General features: G+C 67.6%; 18 protein-coding genes. 9 read left to right on the top strand and 9 right to left on the bottom strand.

The features are described from left to right. The first annotated feature begins 3 nt into the window (after positions 1-3). A complete protein-coding gene (locus AC3G88_RS10270) occupies positions 4-2,154 on the top strand; it encodes a phosphocholine-specific phospholipase C (RefSeq protein ID WP_488772612.1) in 2,151 nt (716 codons plus the stop codon). Positions 2,155-2,156: 2 nt separating this feature from the next. Here AC3G88_RS10270 and AC3G88_RS10265 read toward each other — a convergent pair whose 3' ends face one another. Further along, a complete protein-coding gene (locus AC3G88_RS10265; RefSeq protein ID WP_488772613.1) occupies positions 2,157-3,416 on the bottom strand; it encodes a glutamate carboxypeptidase in 1,260 nt (419 codons plus the stop codon). 193 nt (positions 3,417-3,609) lie between these two features. Here AC3G88_RS10265 and AC3G88_RS10260 point away from each other — a divergent pair, with 193 nt between their 5' ends. From AC3G88_RS10260 to AC3G88_RS10240, 5 genes are all read left to right on the top strand, one after another. After that, entirely contained in the window at positions 3,610-4,524 is a 915-nt protein-coding gene (locus tag AC3G88_RS10260) for a LysR substrate-binding domain-containing protein (protein ID WP_488772614.1), read from the top strand. Positions 4,525-4,548: 24 nt separating this feature from the next. Next, the gene (locus AC3G88_RS10255; protein ID WP_488772615.1) at positions 4,549-5,580 is read left to right on the top strand and encodes a M14 family zinc carboxypeptidase; all 1,032 of its coding nucleotides are present in this window, start codon (positions 4,549-4,551) and stop codon (positions 5,578-5,580) included. Next, entirely contained in the window at positions 5,577-6,326 is a 750-nt protein-coding gene (locus AC3G88_RS10250; RefSeq protein WP_488772617.1) for an alpha/beta fold hydrolase, read from the top strand. Before AC3G88_RS10255 ends, AC3G88_RS10250 begins: the two co-directional genes overlap by 4 nt. 295 nt (positions 6,327-6,621) lie before the next feature. Continuing rightward, on the top strand, positions 6,622-8,202 hold the full coding sequence (locus AC3G88_RS10245) for an isocitrate lyase (protein WP_488772618.1): 1,581 nt from the start codon (positions 6,622-6,624) through the stop codon (positions 8,200-8,202). Positions 8,203-8,529: 327 nt separating this feature from the next. Next, positions 8,530-9,462: an MBL fold metallo-hydrolase gene (locus AC3G88_RS10240; RefSeq protein WP_488772619.1), complete on the top strand. Its 933-nt coding sequence runs from the start codon at positions 8,530-8,532 to the stop codon at positions 9,460-9,462. Positions 9,463-9,578: 116 nt separating this feature from the next. Here the strand turns inward: AC3G88_RS10240 and AC3G88_RS10235 are convergent, their stop codons facing one another. Continuing rightward, on the bottom strand, positions 9,579-10,193 hold the full coding sequence (locus AC3G88_RS10235) for a TetR/AcrR family transcriptional regulator (RefSeq protein ID WP_487522862.1): 615 nt from the start codon (positions 10,191-10,193) through the stop codon (positions 9,579-9,581). 270 nt (positions 10,194-10,463) lie between these two features. After that, positions 10,464-10,967 carry a copper resistance protein CopQ gene (locus AC3G88_RS10230; protein ID WP_488772620.1) on the bottom strand — a complete coding sequence of 168 codons (504 nt, stop codon included), beginning with the start codon at positions 10,965-10,967 and terminating at the stop codon, positions 10,464-10,466. 463 nt (positions 10,968-11,430) lie between these two features. On the opposite strand from AC3G88_RS10230, the gene AC3G88_RS10225 reads away from it, so the two are divergent. Then, positions 11,431-12,315, top strand: a complete 885-nt coding sequence (locus AC3G88_RS10225) for an alpha/beta hydrolase (RefSeq protein ID WP_488772621.1) — start codon at positions 11,431-11,433, stop codon at positions 12,313-12,315. 4 nt (positions 12,316-12,319) lie between these two features. Here AC3G88_RS10225 and AC3G88_RS10220 read toward each other — a convergent pair whose 3' ends face one another. The 6 genes from AC3G88_RS10220 to AC3G88_RS10195 all read right to left on the bottom strand — a co-directional run bounded on the left by AC3G88_RS10220 (position 12,320) and on the right by AC3G88_RS10195 (position 24,346). Then, complete coding sequence (locus AC3G88_RS10220) at positions 12,320-13,393, bottom strand: methyl-accepting chemotaxis protein (RefSeq protein WP_488772831.1); 1,074 nt, start codon at positions 13,391-13,393, stop codon at positions 12,320-12,322. Positions 13,394-13,492: 99 nt separating this feature from the next. Next, positions 13,493-14,026: a vWA domain-containing protein gene (locus tag AC3G88_RS10215; RefSeq protein WP_488772622.1), complete on the bottom strand. Its 534-nt coding sequence runs from the start codon at positions 14,024-14,026 to the stop codon at positions 13,493-13,495. A 146-nt stretch (positions 14,027-14,172) separates the two neighbouring features. After that, on the bottom strand, positions 14,173-15,204 hold the full coding sequence (locus tag AC3G88_RS10210; RefSeq protein WP_488772623.1) for a magnesium chelatase ATPase subunit I: 1,032 nt from the start codon (positions 15,202-15,204) through the stop codon (positions 14,173-14,175). After that, positions 15,201-18,983 (bottom strand): cobaltochelatase subunit CobN, encoded by a 3,783-nt coding sequence (cobN, locus tag AC3G88_RS10205; RefSeq protein ID WP_488893374.1) that lies wholly within the window; start codon positions 18,981-18,983, stop codon positions 15,201-15,203. Before cobN ends, AC3G88_RS10210 begins: the two co-directional genes overlap by 4 nt. A 29-nt stretch (positions 18,984-19,012) precedes the next feature. Then, a complete protein-coding gene (gene cobW / locus AC3G88_RS10200; RefSeq protein WP_488772626.1) occupies positions 19,013-20,077 on the bottom strand; it encodes a cobalamin biosynthesis protein CobW in 1,065 nt (354 codons plus the stop codon). Between the two features lie 270 nt (positions 20,078-20,347). Further along, positions 20,348-24,346, bottom strand: coding sequence for a cobaltochelatase subunit CobN (locus AC3G88_RS10195; RefSeq protein WP_488893373.1), 3,999 nt, complete (start codon positions 24,344-24,346; stop codon positions 20,348-20,350). Positions 24,347-24,838: 492 nt separating this feature from the next. Here AC3G88_RS10195 and AC3G88_RS10190 point away from each other — a divergent pair, with 492 nt between their 5' ends. Both AC3G88_RS10190 and AC3G88_RS10185 read left to right on the top strand, forming a co-directional pair. Next, entirely contained in the window at positions 24,839-25,141 is a 303-nt protein-coding gene (locus AC3G88_RS10190; RefSeq protein WP_400397355.1) for a hypothetical protein, read from the top strand. An 87-nt stretch (positions 25,142-25,228) separates the two neighbouring features. Further along, positions 25,229-25,900, top strand: a complete 672-nt coding sequence (locus AC3G88_RS10185; protein ID WP_488893372.1) for an alpha/beta hydrolase — start codon at positions 25,229-25,231, stop codon at positions 25,898-25,900. The last annotated feature ends 32 nt before the right edge of the window (positions 25,901-25,932 follow it).

The following is a 25,932-nucleotide window of genomic DNA, read 5'->3' as shown; positions in this document are numbered from 1 at the left end:
GACATGACTTCCAGCAGCCGACGCAATTTTCTCAAGATGGCCGGTGGCAGCGCCGCCGCCACCGCCGCCCTTTCCGCCTTCCCGCCAGCCATCCGCCGGGCGCTGGCCATTCCGGCCAACAACGCCACCAAATCCATTCGCGACGTCGAGTACGTGGTGGTGCTGATGCAGGAAAACCGCTCGTTCGACAACTACTTCGGCACCATGAACGGTGTGCGCGGGTTCGGCGACCGCTTCACGATCCCGCTGCCGGGCGGCCGCAACGTGTTCCAGCAGACCTATGCCAGCGGCAACAAGAACCGCATCGTGCTGCCCTACCACCTGGACCAGACCGCCGGCAATGCCCAGCGCGTGAGCGGCACGCCTCACAGCCAGCCCGATGCCCAGGCCGCGTATGACCTGGGCCGCATGAGCGCCTGGCCCACATCGAAGCAGATCCAGTCGATGGGTTACTACACCGAGCAGGAACTGAAGTTCCAGTTCGCGCTGGCCAATGCATTCACACTGTGCGATGCGTACCACTGCAGCTTCCATGGCGGCACCAACACCAACCGCCTGTTTCACTGGACCGGCACCAACGACCCGTTCGGCACGCATGGCGGCCCGGTCATCGACAACAGCGGCGATTCGCTCGACGCCACCGGCATCAACTACACGTGGACGACATACCCCGAGCGCCTGCAGGCGGCCGGCGTGAGCTGGAAGGTCTACCAGAACATGCCGGACAACTTCACCGACAACCCGCTGGCCGGCTTCCAGAAGTACCGCGCTGCCAACGCCGCGCGCGGCAATGCCGCGAATGGGTCGCCGTATCCGCCCTACACGCCGGCGGACGATGCCACCAACCCGCTGTTCAAGGGCATCGGCAACACCATGCCCGACGGCGGCTTCCTGCAGGCGCTGCGCGACGACATCGCGGCCGGCACGCTGCCGCAGGTGTCGTGGATCGTGGCCCCGGCCACCTATTCGGAACACCCTGGGCCTTCCAGCCCGGTGCAGGGCGCGTGGTACACCCAGCAGGTGCTCGATGCGCTGACCGCCAATCCCGATGTATGGAGCCGCACGGTCCTGCTGATCAATTTCGATGAAAACGACGGCTTCTTCGACCACGTGCCGCCGCCATGCGCCCCGGCGCTGACGGCCAAGGGCGAACCGATCGGCTACACATCGGCGGCGCTGGACCCGAAGACCGAGTACTACAGCGTCGACAAGACTCCATTCGGCCCGGGGCCGCGCGTGCCGATGTATGTGGTATCGCCGTGGAGCCGCGGCGGCTGGGTCAATTCGCAGGTATTCGACCATACGTCTGTGCTGCGCTTCCTGGAGCAGCGGTTCGGCGTGGCCGAAACCAATATCAGCGCGTACCGGCGCGCCATCATGGGCGATCTGATGACGGCGTTCGACTTCGTCAACCCGAACGCCAACGTGACGCTGGGCATCACGCCCCTGACGCAGTCCGGCGCGGACGCCGAGCGCGCCGCCCAGGACGCCAAGGCCCAGATTCCCGCGCCCGCCGTGACCGCCCAGCAGATGCCCACGCAGAAGCGCGGCACGCGCCCGTCGCGCGCCCTGCCCTACACGCTGCATACCAGCGGACTGGAAAACCCGGTTACCAACACGTTCTCGCTGCTGTTCAAGAATGACGGCAAGCAGGCGGCCGTGTTCCACGTCTACGACCGTCTGCACCTGAGCGATGTGCCGCGCCGCATTGTCCTCGACGCCGGCGATGCCTATAAGGCCGACATCGACGTCAGCGCCGATGGGGGCCGCTACGACTTCTGGGTGCTGGGCCCGAACGGCTACCACCGCGCCTTTGTGGGCGATGTCAGCGCGCAGAAGGCCGCCGGCGGCGGTGCGGCGCCCGAGATCCGCGTCTGCTATGACGAGGCCAATGCCGAAGTCTGGCTGACGCTGATCAACCGGGGCACCGCCGCCTGCACGTTCACGGTCAGGCCGAACGCCTATCGCAACGATGGCCCGACCACGTTCGAACTGCCGCCGGGCAAGGAGCTGGACCAGCACTGGCCGGTCGGACCGCAGGGCAACTGGTACGACTTCACGGTGACCACCCAGCAAGGCGGATTCAGCCGCCGCTTTGCCGGGCGGCTCGAGAACGGTACGCACACCACATCCGATCCGGCCATGGGCGTTTGAGGTTACCGGCCCAGGCTCAGGTCCATGATCATCCGCGCCTCCAGGTACAGGCGGCGCGGAATGGCGTCGATCAGGATGTATTCGTCGGCATTGGTGTGATAGCCCATGCCGGGCAGGCCCATGCCCTCCAGCACGGGCTTGCCCGACAGCGCGGCGTAGGCGGCATCGCTGCCGCCACCGGTGCGCGCGGTGGCAATGCCGATGCTGCCGCCCACCTCCTGGTAGATGGCCTGCCCTTTCGCGGCCAGCGCCTGGCCGGCGGCGGAGGCATTGAACGCCGGGCGCCCCTTCTTCATGTCGATGATGATCTCGGCGGCCGGCAGGCGCTTGCGCCGGGCGCGCTCGTCGAGCATGGCGACGATGGCGTCATAGTCGTCGTTGCGGCCGTAGCGCATGTCGGCCGTCAGCGTGGCCGAGGCGGGAATCGCGTTCGACGCCGACCCCGCCGACGCCAGCGTCCAGTTGAAGCGGATCTCGCGCGCCTTGTCGTCGATGTCCTGCGTGCGCAGGATCAGGTCCGCCGCCTCGGTCAGCGCATTGACGCCCAGTTCGGGCGCGACGCCGGCATGCGAAGCCACGCCCTTGATGGTGACTTCCGCATGGGCAATGCCGGAGGTGGCCAGGCCAAAGCTCTCGGCCGTGGCAAAGGCCGGCTCGTGCGACAGGACATAGTCGTGCGATGCCGCCAGGCGCTCGATCAGCGCGCGCGATCCGAACGAGCCGGTTTCCTCGTCGGTATTGAACAGCACGGTCAGCGTGCCGTAGTTGCGGAAGCCGCGCGCGTCGAGCAGCCCCAGCGCGTGCAGGATCACGGCGATCCCGCTCTTGTCGTCGGCGATGCCGGGCCCGTAGGCATGGTTGCCGTCGATCCGGAATGGCGCTTTGGCCAGGAATCCGCGCGGATAGACGGTATCCATATGCGCCATCAGCAGGATCTTCGCCGTGCCGGTGCCCTGGAACACGCCGACGATGTTGTCGCCGACCACGCCAGCCTCGGCCGGATAGCGGGTCACGGTGGCGCCCAGATCGGCCAGCCGCGTGGCCAGGTAGTCGCCCATCGCCTTCATGCCGGCCGCGTCGCCGGGGCCGGTTTCGATATTGACCAGCGCCTCCAGCGTGGCCAGCACCGGGGCCTGCTGCGCTCTTGCGGCCGCATCGAGCGCGCTGTCGTAGGTTGGCGGTGCGGCGGCACTGTCCGAACAGCCGTAAGACACCATCATTGCGCCAGCGATGGCCGCCGCGCCAAGCAATCTCCTGAACATCGTGTTGACTCCTGAATGAAACAACCCCCTCGGCGTCGGCGCTGTCTGGTGATCTCTGGATGGTCATTCGCGCCGTGAGGCGGCATTATTGCCAGCCGCCGCCCCATGGCGATTGACCGGGCGCATGGATTCGTCACGCTGTCATATTTCCGCCTTATAGTCGCCGGCTATCGCTATTTGCCCCGGGAGTTCCATGCTTGGCGACCTGCTGATGACCTTCTACGAGGTGGCGCGACAGGGCAGCATCACCACGGCCGCGCGTCAGCTGCGCGTGAGCCAGCCCACGGTCACCGGGCGCATCCGGCAGCTCGAGGAGCTATACGGCGTGGAGTTGTTCCACCGCCGCGCCAGCCGCGTGGACCTCAGCGACGTTGGCGTGGCGCTGATGCCGGTGGCCGAGCAGATCATGCAGCAGGAGAGCAATGCCGACTTCCTGCTGCGCAATGCCGGCAACCTGCGATTCGGCAACCTGCGGATCGGCGCCACCGGGCCCTACTACATCCTGCGCAGCGTGGCCGCCTTCCGGCAACGCTACCCGGCTATCGATATCAGCATCGAGATCGGCAACTCCAGGCAGATGATCGGGGCGCTGTACGAGTACCGCATCGACGCCGCCGTGTCGTCCCACGCGCTGGACGATGACCGTCTGCACCGGGTCACGCTGGCGGCCGACCCGATGGTGCTGGTGGTGCATCCCGTGCATCCGCTGGCGCGCCGGCCGCGGGTGGAAGTGCCCGAGCTGTCCGCCTGCCATCTGCTGGTGCGCGAACAGGGGTCGATGACGCGCGAGGCCACCGAGGCGTCGCTGCGCGCAGCCGGCGCAGGCATGCCGCCCCATACGGTGATCGGCAGCCGCGAGGCCATCTGCGAGGCGATTCGCCACAATCTCGGCGCCAGCGTCATGCCGGCGGGCGAAGTGCCGCGCGATCCGGCGCTGGTGGTCGTGCCTTTCGCCAGCGCGGCGCCGGTCATCCACGAATACCTGTACTGCCTGAACGGCCGCCGTCACACCCGCCTGGTGGGCGCGCTGCTCGATTGCCTGGTGGCGCCCGCCGGCGCGGCCGCGACGCATTGCGAGACGCCGCCGCCAGCGCCTATATTGAACTGACCCTCTCCCGAGCCCCCGCCCCCGATGACCGGTCCGGTCCCATCCAGTTTTCCGGAGTACGACCAACTGCTGACGCTGCTGGAACTGGGCGCACCGTGGTTCGACACGCGCACCGCGTGCCATGTCGACGTGCTCGGCCGCACCTTCGCCGTGCCGGTGGCCAGCCTGGGCACGCACGCGCCCGATGCGCCGGCCATCGGCATCTTCGGCGGCATCCATGGCCTGGAACGCATTGGCACGCAACTGGTGCTGGACTACATGCGCTCGCTGCTGTGCCGGCTGAGCTGGGACGACCTGCTGCACCGGCAACTGGAAAGCGTGCGGCTGGTGTTCATGCCGATCGTCAATCCCGGTGGCATGTATCGCGCCACGCGCGCCAATCCAAACGGCGTGGACCTGATGCGCAACGCCCCGCAGAATGCCGACGCCCGGGTGCCCTTCCTGGCCGGCGGCCAGCGCATCGGCAGCTGGCTGCCCTGGTATCGGGGACGCGCGGGCTCGCCGATGGAACCCGAAAGCATGGCGCTGCTGCGCGTGGTGGAATCCGAACTGCTGCCCCGTCCGCTAAGCTTTGCCGTGGACTGCCATTCCGGCTACGGCTGGCGTGACAGCATCTGGTTTCCGTATGCGCGCACGCATGCCCCGATGCCGCACCTGCCCGAGATGTACCTGCTCAAGACCATGTTCGAACAGGCTCACCCCCACCATGGCTATGCCTTCGAGCCGCAGAGCCACCAGTACCTGCTGCATGGCGATCTCTGGGACTACGCCTACGATCGCACGCCGCCGGCATGCCTGTTCCTGCCCATGACGCTGGAGCTTGGGTCCTGGCTCTGGATCAAGAAGAATCCGCGCCAGCTGTTCTCACGGGCCGGCATCTTCAATCCGATCAAGGCACACCGCACCGCGCGCGTGCTGCGGCGCCATGTGAGCCTGTTCGATTTCCTCGGGCGCGTGGCGGTGGCGCCCGACCGCTGGCTGCCACAGGGCATGCACCGCCAGCAGCTGCTGGAGCAGGCCCGCGCGCACTGGCAGAACGGCAAGCCCGCGCCATGAGCGGATGGATCTTCCTGCGTGGCCTGACGCGCGAGTCGCGGCACTGGGGCAACCTGCCCGCGCACTGGTCTGCCCACGGGCTGCCCGCGCCGCTGATGCTCGACCTGCCCGGCAACGGCGCCGCACGCCACCTGCCGATCCCCGGCCATGTGCTCGGCATGACCCATGCCGTAAGGGCCGCCGCCCAGGCCACGGGCCGCAGCGGCCCATGGCACATCCTGGCGATGTCGCTGGGCGCCATGGTGGCCACCGACTGGGCACAAGGCTGGCCCGCCGAGGTCAGTGGCCTGGTGCTGGTCAACACGAGCATGCGTCCATTCAGCCATCCCGCCGAACGGCTGCGACCGCGCAACTGGCCAGCCCTGCTGGGCATGGCCCGCCACTGGCAGGACCGCGCACGCTGCGAGCGCGTCATCCATCGGCTGACCTGTGAACGGCTCGATACCCGTGACGCCGACCTGGAGCACTGGGTGGACATCGGCCAGAGCGCCCCGGTGTCGCGCGAGGCGGCGTGGCTGCAGTTGCTGGCCGCGGCGCGCTTCCGCGCGCAAGGCACGGCGCCGGCCTGCCCCACGCTGGTGGTGTCATCCGATGCAGACCGGCTGGTCAACCCCCGCTGCTCTGCGCGTCTGGCGGCAGCCTGGGGCGTACCGCACGCACGACATCCCTGGGCCGGACACGATCTGCCCCACGACGATCCGCAATGGCTGTGCGAAACGGCTGGCGCGTCGATGCACGGGCCGTGAGCCATCCGCCGCCCCCGGCGGAATCCGACACCTGAAAGCCCCTTTCACATTGCGAAATCCGGACGCCGCCTGCGTCGGCGTTGCGGTTTCGTTCTGAGAAAACGCGTTTCACATCTCAAAATTTGTCTTCTATCCCATTGAAAAATAAGGAAAAACAAAGTCTTATGTCTTATATAAGAGTTGGTTGCTGCGCAGCAAAACCGCCATACAATGATTTCCACGCTGCTCGGCTTCGAGACCCCCGGCGGCACCCGCAACCCTTTACTCGAACACGCTCACTTCTCAGGAAATCGACATGGCCCAGTATCAAGACGACATCAAGGCAATTGCAGCGCTGAAGGAAAGCCACGGCAGCGCGTGGGACGCCATCAACCCAGAGTATGCCGCCCGCATGCGCGCCCAGAACCGGTTCAAGACGGGCCTGGACATTGCGCGATACACCGCAAAGATCATGCGCGCCGACATGGCCGCGTACGACGCCGACCCGGCCAAGTACACGCAGTCGCTGGGTTGCTGGCACGGCTTCATCGGCCAGCAGAAGATGATTTCCATCAAGAAGCACTTCAAGAGCACCGAGCGCCGCTACCTGTACCTGTCGGGCTGGATGGTCGCCGCGCTGCGCTCGGAATTCGGCCCGCTGCCGGACCAGTCGATGCACGAGAAGACTTCGGTCAGCGCGCTGATCCGCGAGCTGTACACGTTCCTGCGCCAGGCCGACGCCCGTGAACTGGGCGGCCTGTTCCGCGAACTCGATGCCGCCACCGGCGCCGCCAAGGCCGCCATCCAGGAAAAGATCGACAACCACGTGACCCACGTGGTGCCCATCATCGCCGACATCGACGCCGGTTTCGGCAACGCGGAAGCCACGTACCTGCTGGCCAAGCAGTTCATCGAGGCGGGCGCCTGCTGCATCCAGATCGAAAACCAGGTGTCCGATGAAAAGCAGTGCGGCCACCAGGACGGCAAGGTCACCGTGCCGCACGAAGACTTCCTGGCCAAGGTTCGCGCCATCCGCTACGCCTTCCTGGAACTGGGCGTGGACGACGGCATCATCGTCACCCGTACCGACTCGCTGGGCGCCGGCCTGACCAAGCAGATCGCCGTGACCCACACGCCGGGCGACCTGGGCGACCAATACAACTCGTTCCTCGACTGCGAGGAAATCTCGGCCGACTCGCTGGGCAACGGCGACGTGGTGATCAAGCAGAACGGCAAGCTGATGCGCCCCAAGCGCCTGCCCAGCAACCTGTTCCAGTTCCGCGCCGGCACGGGTGAAGCGCGCTGCGTGCTGGACAGCATCACGTCGCTGCAGAACGGCGCCGACCTGCTGTGGATCGAAACCGAAAAGCCGCATATCGAGCAGATCGCCGGCATGGTCCGCGAGATCCGCAAGGTCATCCCGAACGCCAAGCTGGTGTACAACAACAGCCCGTCGTTCAACTGGACGCTGAACTTCCGCCAGCAGGCCTACGACGCGATGAAGGCTGCGGGCAAGGACGTGTCGGCCTACGAGCGCGGCCAGCTGATGAGCGCGGAGTACGACGATTCCGAACTGGCCAAGCTTGCCGACGAGAAGATCCGCACGTTCCAGGCCGATGCATCGCGTGAAGCCGGCATCTTCCACCACCTGATCACGCTGCCGACGTACCACACCGCCGCGCTGTCGACCGACAACCTGGCCAAGGAATACTTCGGCGACCAGGGCATGCTGGGCTACGTGGCCGGCGTGCAGCGCAAGGAAATCCGCCAGGGTATTGCCTGCGTCAAGCACCAGAACATGTCGGGCTCGGACATCGGCGACGATCACAAGGAGTACTTCAGCGGCGAAGCCGCCCTGAAGGCGGCCGGCAAGGACAACACCATGAACCAGTTCTGATCGTCTGGTGCCATGGCCAAAACGCCAACCCATCACGGGTTGGCGTTTTTTTTTGCGCCGTAGCGATTGAGGGCCTGCCGCACGGGCGATGGCCCTGCCCATCGCCAGCCATCGCCGTTTGTCCATTTTGTGCCACAGATTGTTGTCGTCCGATCAACATACTGAAGGCTCTCGTGACGCTACTGCCATTCGCCTGCGCTACCTAGAATCCGTCGCAACGATGGTTGCACAAGCCGTGCGACGGTCGAGGAGGATGTCCGCCCACTGAAGCGGATCGCGCCTGCCGCCCCGTGCGGCTTACTCACTCAATGGACAGGACGAATGAAAATGAGCGAAACAATCCGCAACGTGCAGCCGGTGGTGGCCAACCTTGGCAAGGATGGTGCTGGCGAACTCGTGCCTTCGCGCTATGCGGTGCGCGTGGGTGATGTTGATGTGGTGCTGATCAGCGACGGCATTCTGCCGCTGCCGACTTCCACCATGTCCACCAATGTGAGCGAGGCGGACCGCAACGAATGGTTTGATGGCCGCTTCCTGCAACGCGACATGTTCGACTGGGCGCTGAATATTGCGCTGGTTCGCAGCGGCGACCGCCTGATCCTGATCGACTCGGGCGTGGGCGATGGCTTCGAGTACTTCACGCGCGCCGGCCGGTCGGTCATGCGCCTGGAAACGGCCGGTATCGACCTGGCTGCGATCACCGACATCGTGATCACGCACATGCATATGGATCACGTCGGCGGCCTGAACGTCGATGGCGTCAAGGCCAAGCTGCGCCCGGACGTGCGCATTCACGTCGCCGCCGCCGAAGTCGCGTTCTGGAAGAACCCCGACTTCAGCAAGACCGTGATGCCGGAAACGGTGCCTCCCGCGCTGCGCAAGGCTGCCGCCAGGTTCGTGGAGCTCTACAGCGAGCACATCGTGCAGTTCGACCAGACCGCTCACGTTGCGGCGGGCGTATCGGCGCGCGTGACGGGCGGGCACACCCCGGGGCACTGCGTGGTGGACGTCGCATCGAATGGCGAAAAGCTGACGTTCGTGGGCGACGCGATTTTCGAAGTGGGCTTCGATCACCCGGAATGGCAAAACGGCTTCGAGCACGAGCCTGATGTGGCGGCGGATGTGCGCATCGCGCTGCTCAACGAGGCCGCCGAAACGGGCGCCATGCTGGCCGCCGCGCATATCGCCTTCCCGTCCATCGGCCATATCGCGAAGCACGGCGACGGCTTCCGGTTCGTGCCGGTGCAGTGGGATTACTGAGGGATACCGATGCCCGCCCTGCGACCCCGGCTGCAAGGTGTCGCCGGGCCATAAAAAACCGCCCGATGGCGTTGTGCCATCGGGCGGTTTTCCATTCGGCAATCCGGTGCAGGCGCTTACAACGATCCGCAGGTCACCTGGGCGTCGAGCAAGGCCTTGGCCCGCTGGTTGCACAGGGCGCCCAGCAGCGTCTCGGCGGCGGCATCCAGACGTTCATGGGTGCCAAACAGACGCGCTGCGATGAGGCCGCTTTGCAGTGAGCCATAGATCACCTGGGCGAGCATGGCGGGGGGCACCGGATACGGCGTCTCGCGCTCGCGCTGGCCGCGCTCCAGCAGCTTGGCCAGCCACCCTTCGTTGATGTGATAGAACTCCTTGAGCACATGGTGCACCGACTCGGGCAGGCTCAGGATTTCGGTCGATAGCATGCCGGCCAGGCAGATCTGCCCCGAGCCGCAGGTCTGGCGCAGCGGGTCCAGATACTGACGCGCCTGTTCCAGCACCGGCAGGCTCGAATCGATGCCGGCCAGCCGCTCGGAAATGCGCCGGCTGTACTCCTTCACCGCTTCCAGGACCAGATCGTCCTTCGACGGGAAGTAGTAGTGGATGCTGGAGGTCTTGACCCCCACCAGCTCGGCCAGGTCGCGATAGCTGAATCCATTGAAACCGCGGCTGCGGATCAGGACCAGCGTATGTTCGAGCAGTTGCTCGCGGACAGGTTGCGTTTTCATGGCTGGTACTTTATCTACACGAAGATAGATACTCAACCGGGATTTTCCCGGAGTCAACCGCCAGGCGGTTCAGGCCAGTGCCTGCACCACCACTGTGATGGCTGCACCACTGACGGCGCAGAGCGCCAGCCATCCGCCCAACAACAGGGCGTCGTGTCGGATCGCTTTCATGGTAGTTCGCCTGCAAAAACGCAGAGGGACACCCTTGTGGAGTGCCGTCTGCGTCGGGGTCATCGCCAGATCATGGCGAGATTCGGGTCTTGGCCTGGATCAAGCCAGGGCGCCGTCGGTGTACACGTCAGCCGAGCGGGCACCGTCGAAGTACGGGTTGCGCGGGCCATTGCCGCGGGCGCCGTCGAGGTACGGATCCACCTTGCGGGCCGGGCTGGCGGAAACGCCCTTCGTGTCCAGGCCGGCGACGAAGCGCGCACCGTCCAGGTACGGATCGGCCGTACGGGCACCGTCGGTAAAGCCATCGCGATTCGTGATGCGCGCGCCGTCGGTGTAGACATCACGCTTGCCGATGCCGGCCACCAGGCCATCGCGGTTGGTTACGCGGGCGCCGTCGGTAAAGGCGTCGCGGTTGCCGATGCGGGCGCCGTCGGTGAAGGCATCGCGGTTGCCAATGCGGGCACCGTCGGTGAAGGCGCTGCGTTGGTCATTCACACGATACGTATAACCGTAGGCTTCGCCGCTCGGTTGTGCGGCCTGGGCGGCGCCCGTCACGAAAGCAGCTGCGAGGGTGGCGGCGGTCAGGATGGTCTTGGCGTTCATGGTGCTCTCCTTGCTATGCCCGGCGATCCGGTTCGTGGGTCGATCGCGCGGCAATGGGTCTGTGCTGCAATTTCGGCGGCCTTCTTTTTGGTCCTCACTGCATCCGCTATCTACTGCTAGATAGAGGATCAGGGCTTAAAAAAAGACCGCCTCCGGTTACTGAAACTGCCTGGTGTTGCCTGGACTGTTTCGCGTTGCCTTGCCGTCTTGATCTTTCGGCTTGGCGTCGCGCTGTCCATGGCCTGAATACTATCTACCTGTAGATAGATAAGCAAGAAGAAATTCGGCCTCGGGGCTAAAAAGATTTCTATCGGTGTGATCGAAGACGTTAAATTGGCAGATATGTCGTTGATTTTTAATGGCTTGTTCAAGAAACACCCAGCGACGACCGGCCGACACCCGCTTCCCATTGGCATCACAAGTGCTAGGGTTATCCCACTTGCCCGCCTTTTCTCATCCTCCCATGCCGCCCGTCTCCACCGCGCAATCTGCCCCGCTCACCTACCGGCGCTGGTTTGCGGGCGCCCTTGGCCTGGCCGGCCTGGCCGTGATGGCCGGCGTTGGCCGCCTTCTGCTGTACCGCGCCATCGAGCGCGATGCGTTCGGGCCCGGCCAGGTCCGCACGCTGCAGCCCGATGACCTGGGCGTGGCGTCGCGGCAATTCACATTCAAGAGTGGCGATCGGGCGCTGCGTGCGTCCTGGGTGGCTGCCGGCAACCCGGCCGCCCCGGCATTGGCCGTCTTCCATGGCGACGAGGAATGCCTGGCCGACTGGGCGCCCGTGCAGGCGTTGCTGCACCGGGCGGGCATCAGTTCGTTCGTGTTCGATTACAGCGGATACGGCGCCAGCACCGGCACGCCAAGCGTGAGCCACCTGCGGGAAGATGCGCTGGCGGCCTTCGCGCAGTTCCGCGCGGCCTCCCCGCTGGCGGCGCGGCACTATGTCATGGGATATTCGCTGGGCAGCGGCGTGCTGCTCGATGTACTGGACGGTCTACGACCATTGCCCGACGGGCTGGTGATCGGTGCCGGCTTCACCTCGGCCCGGGCGGCGGCCGTGGCCACCGGGCTGGTCCCGCGCTGGCTGGCCTGGGCGCTGCCGAACCCGTGGAACAACATCGCCCGGCTGCGGGCGTCGAAACTGCCCGTGATGCTGATTCACAGCCGGCGCGACGAGACCATCCCGTTCCGCCAGGCCGAGCACCTGGCCCGCGCGGCGCATGGCCCGAGCCGGCTGGTGGTCTTCGAAGACCTGCCACACAACGCCGCCATCGAAGCGCCGTTCATGAAGACGTTCTGGGCGCCCGTCATCGCATGGCTGCAGGGCGGCCGGCTGCAAGACGACTGAGCCGTTACAGCTTGAACTCGCCCACCACCTTCTGCAGTTCCTGGGCCTGATCGGCCAGTGCCGCCGATGCGGCTGCGGCCTGCTCCACCAGCGCGGCGTTCTGCTGCGTCACGTCATCCATCTGCGTGACGGCCACATTCACCTGCTCGATCCCTTCGCTCTGATGCTCCGACGCCACGGCGATCTCGCTCAGGATCTGGGTCACACGCCGCACGGCCTGGACGATCTCCTCCATGGTCTGCCCGGCCTGGCCCACCAGCGCCGAGCCGTTTTCCACCTGGCGCGCCGAATCGCTGATCAGCACGTTGATTTCCTTGGCCGCCGCCGCGCTGCGCTGCGCCAGCGTGCGCACCTCGCCCGCCACCACGGCAAAGCCACGTCCCTGCTCGCCGGCGCGCGCCGCTTCCACCGCCGCGTTCAGGGCCAGGATGTTGGTCTGGAATGCAATGCCCTCGATCACGGCAATAATGTCGGTCACTTTGCGCGAACTGACGCTGATGGCGTCCATTGTCTGCACCACGTCGCTGACGATGGAACCGCCGCGCTCGGCGATGCCCGATGCCGACGCCGCCAGCCCGTTGGCCGTGCGCGCGCGTTCGGTGTTCTGCTTCACCATGGCGGTCAGTTCGCCCATGCTCGATGCGGTTTCCTGCAGCGTGGCGGCCTGCTCCTCGGTGCGCTGCGACAGATCCGTATTGCCCACCGCGATCTGTTGCGAGGCCGACGAGATCGAATCGCTGGCCCCCTTGATGCGCGTGACCAAGTCGGTGAGCATGTCCTCCATCTCGCCCAGGCCGCCCAGCAGCCGGCCGAAGTCGCCGCCGCGCTCGGTCTCGAAATCCTTGCTCAGGTCGCCCGCCGCCACGGTTTCGGCGATGAATTCGGCCTCCCTGAGCGGTTCCTCGATGGCCCGGGCCAGCCGGAACCAGCAAATCACGCTGAAGACCAGCACGGCAATGGCCAGCGTCCACAGCCAGCTGCGCGTGCTGCCATCGGCCACCTGGCCCAGCGCCAGCACCAGCATGGCTGCCACCAGCAGCACGATTACCCCAAATGCCGCACCCAACCGGGTGCGCATACTCAAGTTGTCCCAGGCCATGATCGGTTCCGCTCCTCGATATTTGCCCCAAGTTGCCCGGGGCTATCGATGGACTAACGGCGGGCCTGCGGCAAAACTTTAGGCCCGGATCTGCAGCGAACCGGCGGTCTGGAGATCGGCGCCCCAGGCTTGCGCAAGTTGCCGGCAGCGCCGCAGCGGCAGCGCCTGCCGCTCGACATCGACCACCACCACGTGGTCGGCCCAGGCGGGACGCGCCGGCGATTCCGTGCTGCGGCCATCGGTCAGCAGCCACAGCCAGCGTTGCTGGGCGGGCCGGCGCCGGGCCTGCCACGCCAGCAACTGGTCGGCCCGCGCCGTCCCCAGCGACAGTGGCGTGCCGCCGCCACCCGCAATGGGCCGTATCCAGTCGTCATTCCACGGGCGGGCACGTGCCGGCGCCAGGCGCACTTCGGCGTGCTGCCCGGCAAAACAGACCAGCGCCACGTCGGCGCGTGCTTGATAGGCCCGCTCGACCAGCCGCGCCAGCACGCCCTTGGCCAGGGCCAGCGGCTCGCCGTGGGCCATCGAGCCGGAACAGTCGAGCACGAAACAGTGCAGCACCCCGGCGCGCGCATCGGCACGCCGGAAGCGCAGGTGCGCGGCATCCAGCATCGCGCGGCGCTTGGCGGCCAGCGTGCGGGGCCAGTGAATACGTGCCCCGGACGTGCCGCCGTGCGCGGTCTGCCGTGGGGATGACGGACGGATGAGTTGCCACCGATGGCCGCCGGTCCGGTCCGGCCCGGATGGCCGCCGGTGGCTCAGGCTTTTTTTGGTGGCAGCTTCCCGAACGGCTTCAGCGGCTTGACCTCGGCCATGCCGGCTGGTTGCGGCGGCGGCAACGCGCCCCAGGGGTCGCCATGATCCCTCGCCTGGGGCTGAGGCTGGTTAGCCGGTGTCTGGCCCGGCTGCGGCGGCGCGCCAGCATGGCGGCGGTGATGGAGCACAAGCTCGGCTACGGCGTCCACATGGCCCATGTCGATATCCGCCGCGCCCTGCCATGCGGCCAGTGCGCGCGCCGCGCGGAGCATCACCAGGTCGGCGCGCACGCCGTCCACGGCAGCCGCCAGGCACAGCGCGCTGACCCGGTCATGGACGGCGTCGCCGAACGGCAGCGCGCCAAGCGTCGCGCGGGCACGGGCGACCTGGCTGGCCAGCGCCTGCTGGCGCTGCGCCACCCTGGCGCGGAAGCCATCGGGATCGGCATCGAACGCCAGCCGGGCGCGCACGATCGCCTGGCGCGCGGCCGGGTCCTGGTAGTTCGACAGGGCCAGCGCCAGCCCGAAGCGGTCCAGCAATTGCGGCCGCAGTTCGCCTTCCTCGGGATTCATCGTGCCAACCAGCACGAAGCGCGCCGGATGCTGGTGCGAGACGCCATCGCGCTCCACCACGTTGACGCCGCTGGCCGCCACGTCGAGCAACTGGTCCACCAGCGGATCGGGCAGCAGGTTCACCTCGTCGACGTACAGCACGCCGTCGTGCGCCCGTGCCAGCAGGCCAGGCTGGAACCGCACCTCGCCCTGCTGCAGCACGTGCCCCAGGTCCAGCGTGCCGGTCAGCTGCTCTTCGCTGGCGCCCAGCGGCAGCGTCACGAACTGGCCGTGCGGTAGCAATTCGGCCAACGCCCGCGCCGCGGTGGACTTGGCGGTGCCGCGCGGGCCGGTGACCAGCACACCGCCGATGCCGGGGTCCACGGCGGCCAGCAGCAGTGCCTGTTGCAGGGATTCCTGCCCCACCAGGGCGCTGAACGGAAAGATCGGGCGCATGGCCGCGCCATGGGCAGTGTGGGTCATTGCATCCCTTCCAGACGTTGTTCGTTGTCGAGCAGATGATGGGCGATGCGCTCGCGCTGGTCGCCCGGTTCCTGCCAAAGTCCGCGCTCCATGGCTTCCAGCAGGCGCTCGCAGATGCCCTGCAGGGCGCGCGGATTGTGCCGCGCCAGAAAATCGCGCGTGGCGTCGTCATGCACGTAGGCGTCGGCCACCAGCGCGTACTGGTGATCGCCCACCACGCGGGCGGTGGCGTCGTAGCCGAACAGGTAGTCCACCGTGGCGGCCATTTCGAACGCCCCCTTGTAGCCGTGCCGCTTCACGCCATCGATCCACTTCGGATTGACCACGCGCGAGCGGATCACCCGGGCGATCTCCTCGCCCAGCGTCCGCACGCGCGGTGCCGCCGGGTTGGCGTGGTCGCCATGATAGATGGCCGGCTGCGTGCCGCCCAGATGGCGCACGGCCGCCACCATGCCGCCCTGGAACTGGTAGTAGTCGTTGGCGTCCAGGATGTCGTGCTCGCGGTTGTCCTGGTTTTGCAGCACCACGTCGATCTCTGCCAGCCGCGCGGCAAACGTGTCGCGGGCCTCGACGCCATCGGCCTGCTGGCCGTAGGCATAACCGCCTGCGTGCAGGTAGGCGTGCGCCAGGTCGCCATCGGTCTGCCAGCGCCGCCCATCGATCAGCGCCTGCAGGCCCGTGCCATAGTCGCCAGGCCGCGCGCCGAATACCCGCCAGCTGGCCCGTTCCAGCGCGGCGTCGGCGTCCACGCCCTGCGCCGTCAGCGCATGCTGTTCGGCCAGCACGCGGGCGCGGATCGGGTTGATGTCCTCGGGCTCGTCCAGCGCCGCCACCGCCCGCACAGCGGCATCGAACATCGCCACCAGGTTGGCGAATGCATCGCGGAAGAAGCCGGACACCCGCAGCGTCACGTCCACGCGCGGGCGGTTGAAGATCGCCATCGGCAGGATCTCGAAATCGACCACGCGATGGCTGCCATGCGCCCATTTGGGCCGCACGCCCAGCAGCGCCATGGCCTGCGCGATATCGTCGCCGCCGGTGCGCATGGTCGCCGTGCCCCAGACCGACAGGCCCACCGCACGCGGATACTCGCCGTGCTCCTGCAGGTGCCGCTCGATCAGCTGGTCGGCCGCGCGCAGGCCCAGCGTCCACGCGGTGCGCGTGGGCACGGCGCGCGTGTCGACCGAATAGAAGTTGCGTCCGGTGGGCAGCACGTCGGGACGGCCGCGCGACGGCGCGCCGCTGGGCCCGGCGGGCACGAAGCGGCCCGCCAGCCCGCGCTGCAGTTGCAGAAGCTCCTGCGGCCCGCAGGCATCCAGGCGCGGGGCCACCTGCTCGCGCAGGCGCGCCAGCACGGCCGCCGATTGCGGCCCGACCGGGGCGTGGTCGTCCAGCAGGCGCAGTGCCAGCATTTCCAGCCGCTCACGCGTATCGCCGTGATGACGCCACGGCGTGTCATCCACTGCGGCCAGCGCCGCGGGGCGGCGTCCGGTCCAGGGCGCGGCCCAGTCGGCGTCGAGCGGATCGAAGCCGTCGCCCAGCGACAGGTCCGCCGCCAGCGCGCCCAGCAGGCTGGCCCGCCCATCGCGCCCATCCCCCACCGGAAAGCGCGCCAGCGCGGCCAGCGTATCGCGGCGCTGGCGGCCCTGCGGCGACTGCCCGAACACATGCAGTCCGTCGCGAATCTGGGACTCCTTCAGTTCGCACAGCCAGGCATCGGTACGGTTCAGCAGCGCGTCTTCCTCGTCGCCACTGGCCGGGGCGTCGATGCCCAGTTCGCGATGCAGCTGCTGGCCGACGATCGATTTCAGGATCTCGCGGCGCAGCAGCTTCGCGCGGCGCGGGTCCACGGTCAGCGCCTGGTAGTATTCGTCCACCTGGCGCTCCAGGTCCTGCAGCGGCCCGTAGTTCTCGGCGCGCATGAGCGGCGGCATCAGGTGATCGATGATCACGGCCTGGGTGCGCCGCTTGGCCTGCGCGCCCTCGCCCGGGTCGTTGACGATAAACGGATACAGGTGTGGCAGCGGGCCCAGGATCGCATCGGGCCAGCAGGCATCCGACAGCGCCACGCTCTTGCCGGGCAGCCACTCCAGGTTGCCATGCTTGCCGACATGCACCACGGCATCGATGCCGAAGGTGTGCCGCAGCCAGAAATAGAACGCCAGGTAGCCGTGCGGCGGCACCAGTTCGGCATCGTGATAGCTGGCGTAGTCGTCCACGCCATACGCCCGCGCGGGCTGGATGCCGACAAATACGTTGCCGGTGCGCACGCCGGCGATCATGAAGCGGCCATCGCGCACCATCGGATCGGCATCGGGGCTGCCCCAGCGGGCGGCGATGGCGTCCTGGTTGGCCCGCGGCAGCTGCGCCAGCCACGCCAGGTAGTCGGCCATCGCCACGCTCTGGAACGCGGGGCGCCACGCATGCTGCGCCAGATCGTTGGTCACGCCGCGCGTCAGCCCCTGCATCAGCGCATCGCCATCGGCGGGCAGCGGCCCCACGGCATAGCCGGCAGCCTTCAGCATGGCCAGGATCTGCACGACCGACGCCGGCGTGTCGAGCCCGACACCATTGCCGATGCGTCCTTCGCTGGCCGGGTAGTTGGCCAGGATCAGCGCCAGGCGCTTATCGGCGGCCGGCAGCGTGCGCAGCCGGCACCAGCGGCGCGCCAGTTCGGCGACAAAACCCACGCGTTCGGCGTCGGGCCGATAGCGCACCACATCGACCTCGGTATGCGGGCACCGATACGCCAGCCCCTTGAAGCTCACCGCGCGCGTGATGATGCGGCCATCGACCTCGGGCATCGCCACATGCATGGCCACGTCGCGCGTGCCCAGTCCCTGGCTGTCGGCCAGCCAGTCCTCGCGATTGCCGCCACTCAGGATCACCTGCAGCACCGGCGCGTCGTTGGCCAGCGGACGATCGGCTTCGCCAGCCGTGTCGAGCGACGCCACCGAGAACGCCGTGGTATTGAGCACCAGCGAGACGCCGTGCGCGTCGCACAGCCGCTGCAGCACCTCGCGGCAGATCGGCTCCTTGAGTGAGCTGACGGCCAGCGGCAGCGGACACAGGCCCGCATCGAGCAACGCCTCGGCCATCGCATCGAACACGTCGGTATTGCCGGCCTGCAGGTGCGACCGGTAGAACAGCAGCGCCACCACGGGCGCGCCGTCCAGCCCGCGCGCCGCCCATTCGCGCTGCCAGTCCTGCACCGTGGCCACGCCATGATCGCGATGGTAAAGCGCCGCCTGCGGCAGTACCTGTGCCGGCAGCACCGGCGCCGTGTGCCCACAGGCATGCTGGCCCAGGCAGCGGAAAAACTGCTCGGCATTGGCCGCCCCGCCCTCGCGCAGATAGCGCCAGAGCTGGTGCGACAGCGCCAGTGGCGCGCTGCCAAGCCGCGCCAGGTTGTCGTCCTCGTCCAGGTCGCCTGAGAACATCACCAGCAACTGGCCGCGTGCGCGCGCCAGTTCGGGCAGCCGCTGCAGCCCGTAGGCCCAGTCACTGGCGCCGCCCAGGTGGTCCACCACGACCACCCGCGCGTGCTGCAGCACGTCGTCGATATAGAGATCGAGCGACGCCGGCTGGCGCAGGTACATCTGGTTGGCCAGCCGCACGCTCGGATACTCGGCGCCCAGCCGGGGCACGGCGGCGGCCAGCAGCGACAGCGTGGTGTCGGCCGCGCTCAGGATGACGATATCGCCCGGCGTCTGCGCGATGCGCAGCACCACGGCGCTGTCTTCGACAAAGCCGCCGGGCCGGGTGGACAGCAGGTGCATCGCCTGGGTCGCTTCGACTGCGTCAGCGGTCAGCGCGCCAGCGCGGCATCCAGCGATGCCTGCAGCACCGCGCCATCGAGTTCCTGGCCGATCAGCACCACGCGCGTGCCCTGCGGCTCGCCGGCACGCCACGCGCGATCGAAATAGCTGTCGAAACGCTGGCCCACGCCATGCAGCACCAGGCGCATGGCCTTGCCCGGCAGCGTGGCAAAGCCCTTTACGCGATAGATCGTGTGCGCCGCCACCAGCTTTTGCAGCGCGGCCACCAGCGCATCCCGGTCCACCGTGCCGGCCTGGACCACCACCGATTCGAAGTCGTCGTGATGGTGATCGGCATGGTCGGGGTCGTCGGCACTGCCATGATGGTCGGGGCGCAGGTGAATCGTGTCTTCCGACGCGCGCTGCAGGCCCAGCAGCATGCCCACGTCGAGCTTGCCAGCCTGCGCCGGCACGATCTTGACCTCGGCCGGGATCTCGGGCCGGACCAGGGCTTCCACGCTGGCGATCTGCGCGGCGTCCATCAGGTCGGTCTTGTTCAGGATCACCAGGTCGGCGCTGGCCAGCTGGTCTTCGAACAGTTCATGCAGGGGCGACTCATGGTCCAGGTTCGGATCGGCGCGGCGTTGCGCGTCCACCGCCACCGGATTGGCGGCGAACTGGCCGGCCGCCGCGGCAGGCCCATCGACCACGGTGACCACCGAATCCACCGTGAAGGCATTGCGGATGCTGGGCCAGTGGAAGGCCTGCACCAGCGGCTTGGGCAGCGCCAGGCCCGACGTTTCGATCAGCACGTGGTCGATCTGGTCGCGCCGCTCCAGCAGGTGCTCCATGACGGGGAAGAATTCCTCCTGCACGGTGCAGCACAGGCAACCGTTGGCCAGTTCGTACAGCTGGCCCGTGGGCTCGCCCGCGTCGTCGCAGCCAATACCGCAACCCTTCAGGATTTCGCCGTCGATGCCCAGTTCGCCAAATTCATTGACGATCACCGCGATGCGGCGGCCATTGGCGTGATCGAGGATATGGCGCAGCAGCGTGGTCTTGCCGCTGCCAAGAAAGCCCGTGACGATGGTGGCCGGAATCTTGGAGGTTTGCATGGAGGCTCGGGCGGAATTTGCGAAGGCGATCAGGATACGGAGATCGGAAGGGGCTGTCTATTTGCACGTGAGGACGGTGTCCCTCTGCGGCGCGGGCGATGCAATCCAGGACGGGTCGCGACTTGGTTTGCCGTGCCCTCTCCCCCGCCTCTCTCCCGCAGGCGGGAGAGAGGGAGAACACCGATCGGCTTGCAAATGGCTGTGGCTTCGCTCCCCTCTCCCGCGCGCGGGAGAGGGGTTGGGGGAGAGGGCACAGCGCATCAGCAGCCGCTAACGCCTGCCTCGGCGCCACGCGGCGATGGCACCGGCGCCGATCGTCAGCGCCGCCAGCATCAGCGCGAACGCCAGGTGCCGCGCGCGTTCGGCGGGCGCTGCCGGCACCGGTACGACCTGTGGCGCCAGCCGCTGGCCGGTCACGTGTTCCGTGTCCGACTGTGCGATGGCCGGCGCGGCAGGCACGGCAGGGGGCCCAGGCACCGGATGCACCGGCGCGGCCTTCGTCTCCGATGGCGAAGGCCGCGCCTTGGCGCCCTGCCCGGCCGGCGCCACCACCGCATCGGCCAGTTCCCGGCCCAACGCCCGCATGTCGATCCGCGCGGCCTTGCCCTGCCGTGCGACATGCGCCATCAGCACCGGGTTGCCGCAGGTGTTGGCGGTGCATGACAGTCCGTCGCGTTGCACGCTTTCCGCGTACTGGCGCAGCAGTTCGCGGCGCTCGGCATCGGTGAAGCGGTAGCTGCCCTGGCGATCCACCTCCAGCAGGCGCGCCAGAATGCCCTGCCGCGCGTGCGGATTGGCCGCGCGGAAGAACGCGTCCATGCCCATGCCTAGCTTGTCGGCCACATAGACGTCGTAGGTCTGCTGCCAGAATGCGCCCGGCATCTGCTCGGGCACCGTCGCCTGGAAACCGTACAGGTGCTCCACTTCCTTGTACATCTCGCGGGCGCCCGCGTAGCCCGACCGCTGCATTGCGGCGATCCACTTCGGATTCCACTGCCGGGCGTTCAACTCGGTGGCCAGCCACGTGCGCGCATCGACGGTCTGCGTCTGCCCTTCCCGGCGCAGATTGTGCAGCCACAGGGGCGGCGCCGTGCCGCTGACCGCCCGCGTGGCGGCCGTCAGCCCGCCCGCGTACTGGTAGGTATCGTCGTTGTCCAGCGCCCCGTAAAGCGTGCTGGTGCGCGAGAACAGCACGGCCTGGTTCGATTTCAGATGGCTGGCCAGCGCCCCCGGTGCCGATTCGCCCCAGCCATCGGCCGAGTACGCGAAGTTCATGTAACGCAGGTACTGGCGGGCCAGGCCATCGGGCGGCCCCTGGGCGTCGCGGCTTTGCTCGACCATCTGCTGCACGCCGATCGCGTAGTTGCCCGGTTTCGCCGCGAATACGCGCGCCCGCGCCAGCCTGCCGGCCTGCTCCGGCCCGACGCCTTGCCGGGCCAACTCTGCGGCGACGTCCCGGTCATGGCGGCTAATTGCATTATTTCCGGCCGCGGCGGCCAGCCGGGCGGCCTTGTCCAGTAGCGCGATCTTGTCGCCAAACCCGTCGCGGTAAATGCCGGACGTGGTCAGCAGCACGTTCACGCGCGGCCGGCCCAGTTCGGCATCGGGAATCAACCGAACGTCCTCGACATTGCCGCGCGCATTCCACACCGGCTCCACGCCCATCAGGTAGAGCGCCTCGGCTTCCATGGCGCCCTGATGGCGTTCGGTCTCGCCATACCAGAGCACCATCGACACCGTTTCGGGCCAATTGCCGTGTTCGCGCCGGAAGCGTTCCAGCGTCTGCGCGGCCATCGCCTTGCCCAGCGCCCAGGCCGCGCGCGTGGGAATCCGGGCGCCGTCGAAAGCGTGCAGGTTGCGCCCGGTTGGCAGGCTGTCGGCCACGCGTACGGGATCGCCCAATGGCCCGCTGGGCAGATAGCGGCCCGCCAGCACCGTGATCAGCCCATCCAGTTCGGCCTGGGGCGATGCACGCAAGTCCGCCAGCCATTGCCGGCCAGCGTCCAGCGCACGGCGAGGATCGTCTCCGACGTCCTCCGCCAGGGCCGGTTGGTGGCCGGCCACCAGATTGGCGGCCCAGGCGTGCAACCGCGCCGGATCAGTCCTGGTACGGGCGCCCAGCATCATCGCCAGCGCGTCGGTCTGATCGGCGGGCGCGGGCATCTGACCCAGCACGTGGATGCCCAGCGGCATCGGCTCGGCCTCCACCTTGTGCAGGAAGGCATGCACGACCGGCTCGATGGTGTCCCACGGTGCGTTGACGTCCAGCCCCAGTTGCCGGTCCAGCTTCAGTGTCCGGATCTGTTCCAGCGCCTGCTTGCGGTACTGCGCCGACAGATCGGGCGCGCTGTCCCGCGTGGCATCGGCCTGTTCGATGGCTTCGTCCAGCGATGCCAGCGCCGGCGGCTGTCCGGCGGCAGCCAGCAGCGGCGCCAGGTGGCTCACCAGTACCGCCGCACTGCGGCGCCGGGCCTGGATGGCCTCGCCGCCGCCATCCTGGATATAGATATAGGCGTTCGGCAGGTCGCCCAGCAGGACTTCGGAGGCCTCGTCGCCAGATTGGCCCACCTGCTTGCCCGGCAGCCATTCCAGGGTGCCATGACGCCCGACATGCACCACGGCGTCGGCGCCAAATGCATGCCGGTACCACAGGTAGGCGGCCACATAGGAATGCGGCGGCGGCGTGATGGTGTCGTGCGCGGCGTCCATCGCCCTGTCGAAGGTGGAACGCAGCGGTTGCGGGCCGACGAACACATTGCCGAAGAACAGCCCTGGCACCACGAAGGCCGGCGCCCCGTTGGCATCGTGCGCGCGCATCAACGGGTTGCGTTCGGGAGGCCCCCAGGCGCGCACCACCGCATCGCGGAACATCGCCGGCAAGGTATCGAACCAGCGGCGGTACTGCGCCAGCGGCACCAGCTTGACGTGCCCGGCGCGTACCATGCGATCGAGTTCGCCGGGCGACCAGGTCTCCACGTTGCGGCCATTGGCTTCCAGCAGCGCGGTCAGCGTGGCGGTGTCGGGCATGTCGCGCCCGGTGTCGTAGCCGGCGGCCTGCAGCCGCTGCAAGATCTGCGCGAGCGTGGGCAGCGTCGCCAGATAGCTCGCGCCAATGTTGCCGCGTCCCGGCGGATTGTTGTAGTAGAGCACGGCCACACGCTTGCGTGCAGCCGGTTTGTCCTGCAGCGCAATCCAGCGCCGCACGCGCGCGACCACCGCGTCCACGCGCTCGGGCACGGCGGCGCTGGCCTTCGCGCCGTCGTGGTCTTCCTGCGTGGCAAACAGCACCGGCTCGGTGGCGCCGCTGCGTTCGGGCGCCCCCAGCAGCAGCGGCAGCCGCTCGCCGGCAATGCCGCGCACGTCGGCGTGCCACGCCGCGGCGCTGTCGCGCGTGGCCATCAGGTTGATGGCATGCAGGCCGTGGCGCGCCAGCCAGTCCTTGTCTTCGGCGCGCGGAATCGTCAGGTTCAGGGCCAGCAGCGCCCGCAGCGGCGTCGTGCCGTCCTGCGTCAGCAAGGCATCCAGGCTCGACAGCGGCCAGCCGAACGCCGGCACGGCGCCGATGCCCTGCCGTTCCAGCGCATCGACCAATGCATCGATGTGCGCCAGGTCGCGCTGGCGGTAGTGGGTGGCATAGAACGAGATGCCGACCAGCGGTGCATCATCGCGCACACGCCCCGTCGACCGATACCAGCGCAGGTATGCGTCCAACGACGCGAACGGCTGCGGTGCGCGCGGATGGTAGATGCCGGCCGCCGGCGCCGGCTTGACCGGCGGCACGGCGATCGGCGTCACGCCCGCGGCGCGCTGGTGCGCCGCGACAGCCGCCGCCAGCGCCGCGGCCAGGTTGTCGGCACCGCCCGCGTCCCAATAGGGTTGGATCGCGGCATTCAGCGCGGCATCGGTGTGGAGGCGCCAGGCACCTTCGGCCACGTCGGCGGGCGCGGCCGATACCAGCGCACCGCGCGACTGCGCCTGCTGTACGCCCGGTGCCATCTGCCGCAGCACCGCCGCCGGCACGAACCACGCCTGGATGACGTCGGCCTGCGCCAGGGTGCCGGCATCCGGTGCGGTCGTCGTAAAGGTGAATTCGGCCACGTCATTGCCATGCACGGCACGGAATGTCTCGGCGGCGGCCGGCAGCAGATGCGTTTGCGATGCCACCACCAGCACGCGCACCGGCGCGCCCCATGCCAGCATCGGCAGGATCAGGCACAGGCGAAGAAGGCATGGCAGCAGGCGCCGGCAGGCGGCAGAAAGCGCGGGCACGTCGGAAGCGGACTGGGGGCGTGGAGAGAGCTTGAGTGGCGGCGCAAAAAAGGGACGCCGGCGCGGCATTCTACCCGCCAGGCAGCCCTGCCCGTCATACGGCTGTGATGTATCCGCCCTCGGTATCGTGTCGCGTTGCCCCCGCTGTTGCAGCGGGCTAACAGGATGTGGTTTTTTTACCGACGACAGATTTTAGCCATGTCCGATACGGATAACGCTCCCAAACGGCAGCTTTCGCCACAATCGGCAAGTTCGCTACCAGGTCGGATGTAAAAAAGACAAAGCCGGGACATGCCCCAAGGCGGCTCCCGGCTGATGGGCGGTAAATCTACCCCACCATCCGGGTGACGGCAATCATTCTTGTGGGGGAGCCCACATGATGCATGGTGACCCATCGTGTACCTTGCGCCGAATCGTCTATATTTGACCGCATGGCGCGCACACAACCGAAACGACTCACACGCCGTACGACAGCCCCGGGAGGTAACTGCCATGCGTTCGCTTGCAAACTTGTTCAGTCCGCCGACGCCAGAGAAGATCGCCGAGAAGGAACTGCAAGACATGAGGCTGACGCTTTTCCAGGCAGAACGTCGCCTGCTTGAAGCGCAGATGCAAGTCGATTATTACCGCAACATGATCGCCTTCCTCGAAGAGGTACACGCCACCGGCGTGGAAGGCGTGGCGGACCGGCGCTTTGCGTCGCCGCCGCAACCCGAAACGCCGCAGTTGCAGGCGGCGCCCGCTCGCAGCACCCCTGGCCTGGCCACGATTCCGATCGTTCCCACGGCCGCCTGACCCCGCCTGGAAGCCTGACAAGCCGTCGCACGGACGCTCCGGCGCCCGTGCGATACTGGCCGCTTTCCCGCATTCACAGGAACGGCCATGAGCTTGCTGGCCGCCATTGAAATCGACACCGCACCGAATCCGACCCACGCCGTGATCTGGATGCATGGGCTTGGGGCGGATGGCAGCGACTTCGTACCCGTGGTGCCCGAGCTGGGCCTCCCCGACACCCTGGCCGTGCGCTTTGTCTTTCCGCATGCCCCGGCCATCCCCGTCACCTGCAATGGCGGCTACGTCATGCCCGCGTGGTACGACATCTATTCGCTCGACGAAGCCGGCCGCAAGGCCGACGTGGCGGGCATCAAGCAGTCGCGCGACGCCATCCGTGCGCTGATCGACCGCGAAATCGGGCGTGGCATTCCGGCCGCGAACATCGTGCTGGCCGGATTCTCGCAAGGCGGCGCCATTGCCTACACCACGGCCCTGACGCACCCGCAGACACTGGCCGGCGTGATCGCGCTGTCCACCTACATTCCGTCGCCCGAACTGATCGCGGCCGAAGCCACCCCGGCCAACGCCAACACGCCGATCTTTGCCGCCCACGGCACGGCCGACGATGTGGTGCCGTTGACCCTGGGCACCCGCGCCCGCGATTTCCTCACCGAACGCGGCCAGCCGGTGACCTGGCATGCGTACGGCAACATGCCCCATTCGGTCTGCCTGGAAGAGATCGCCGATATCGGCACATGGCTGCAGGCGCGCTTGGGCTGACAAGCCTTTCTGGCGCTTCCGTTGCCGGGTGC

Source organism: Cupriavidus sp. 86D6, assembly GCF_057815095.1.
This window is presented reverse-complemented; position numbering and strand designations above follow the sequence as displayed.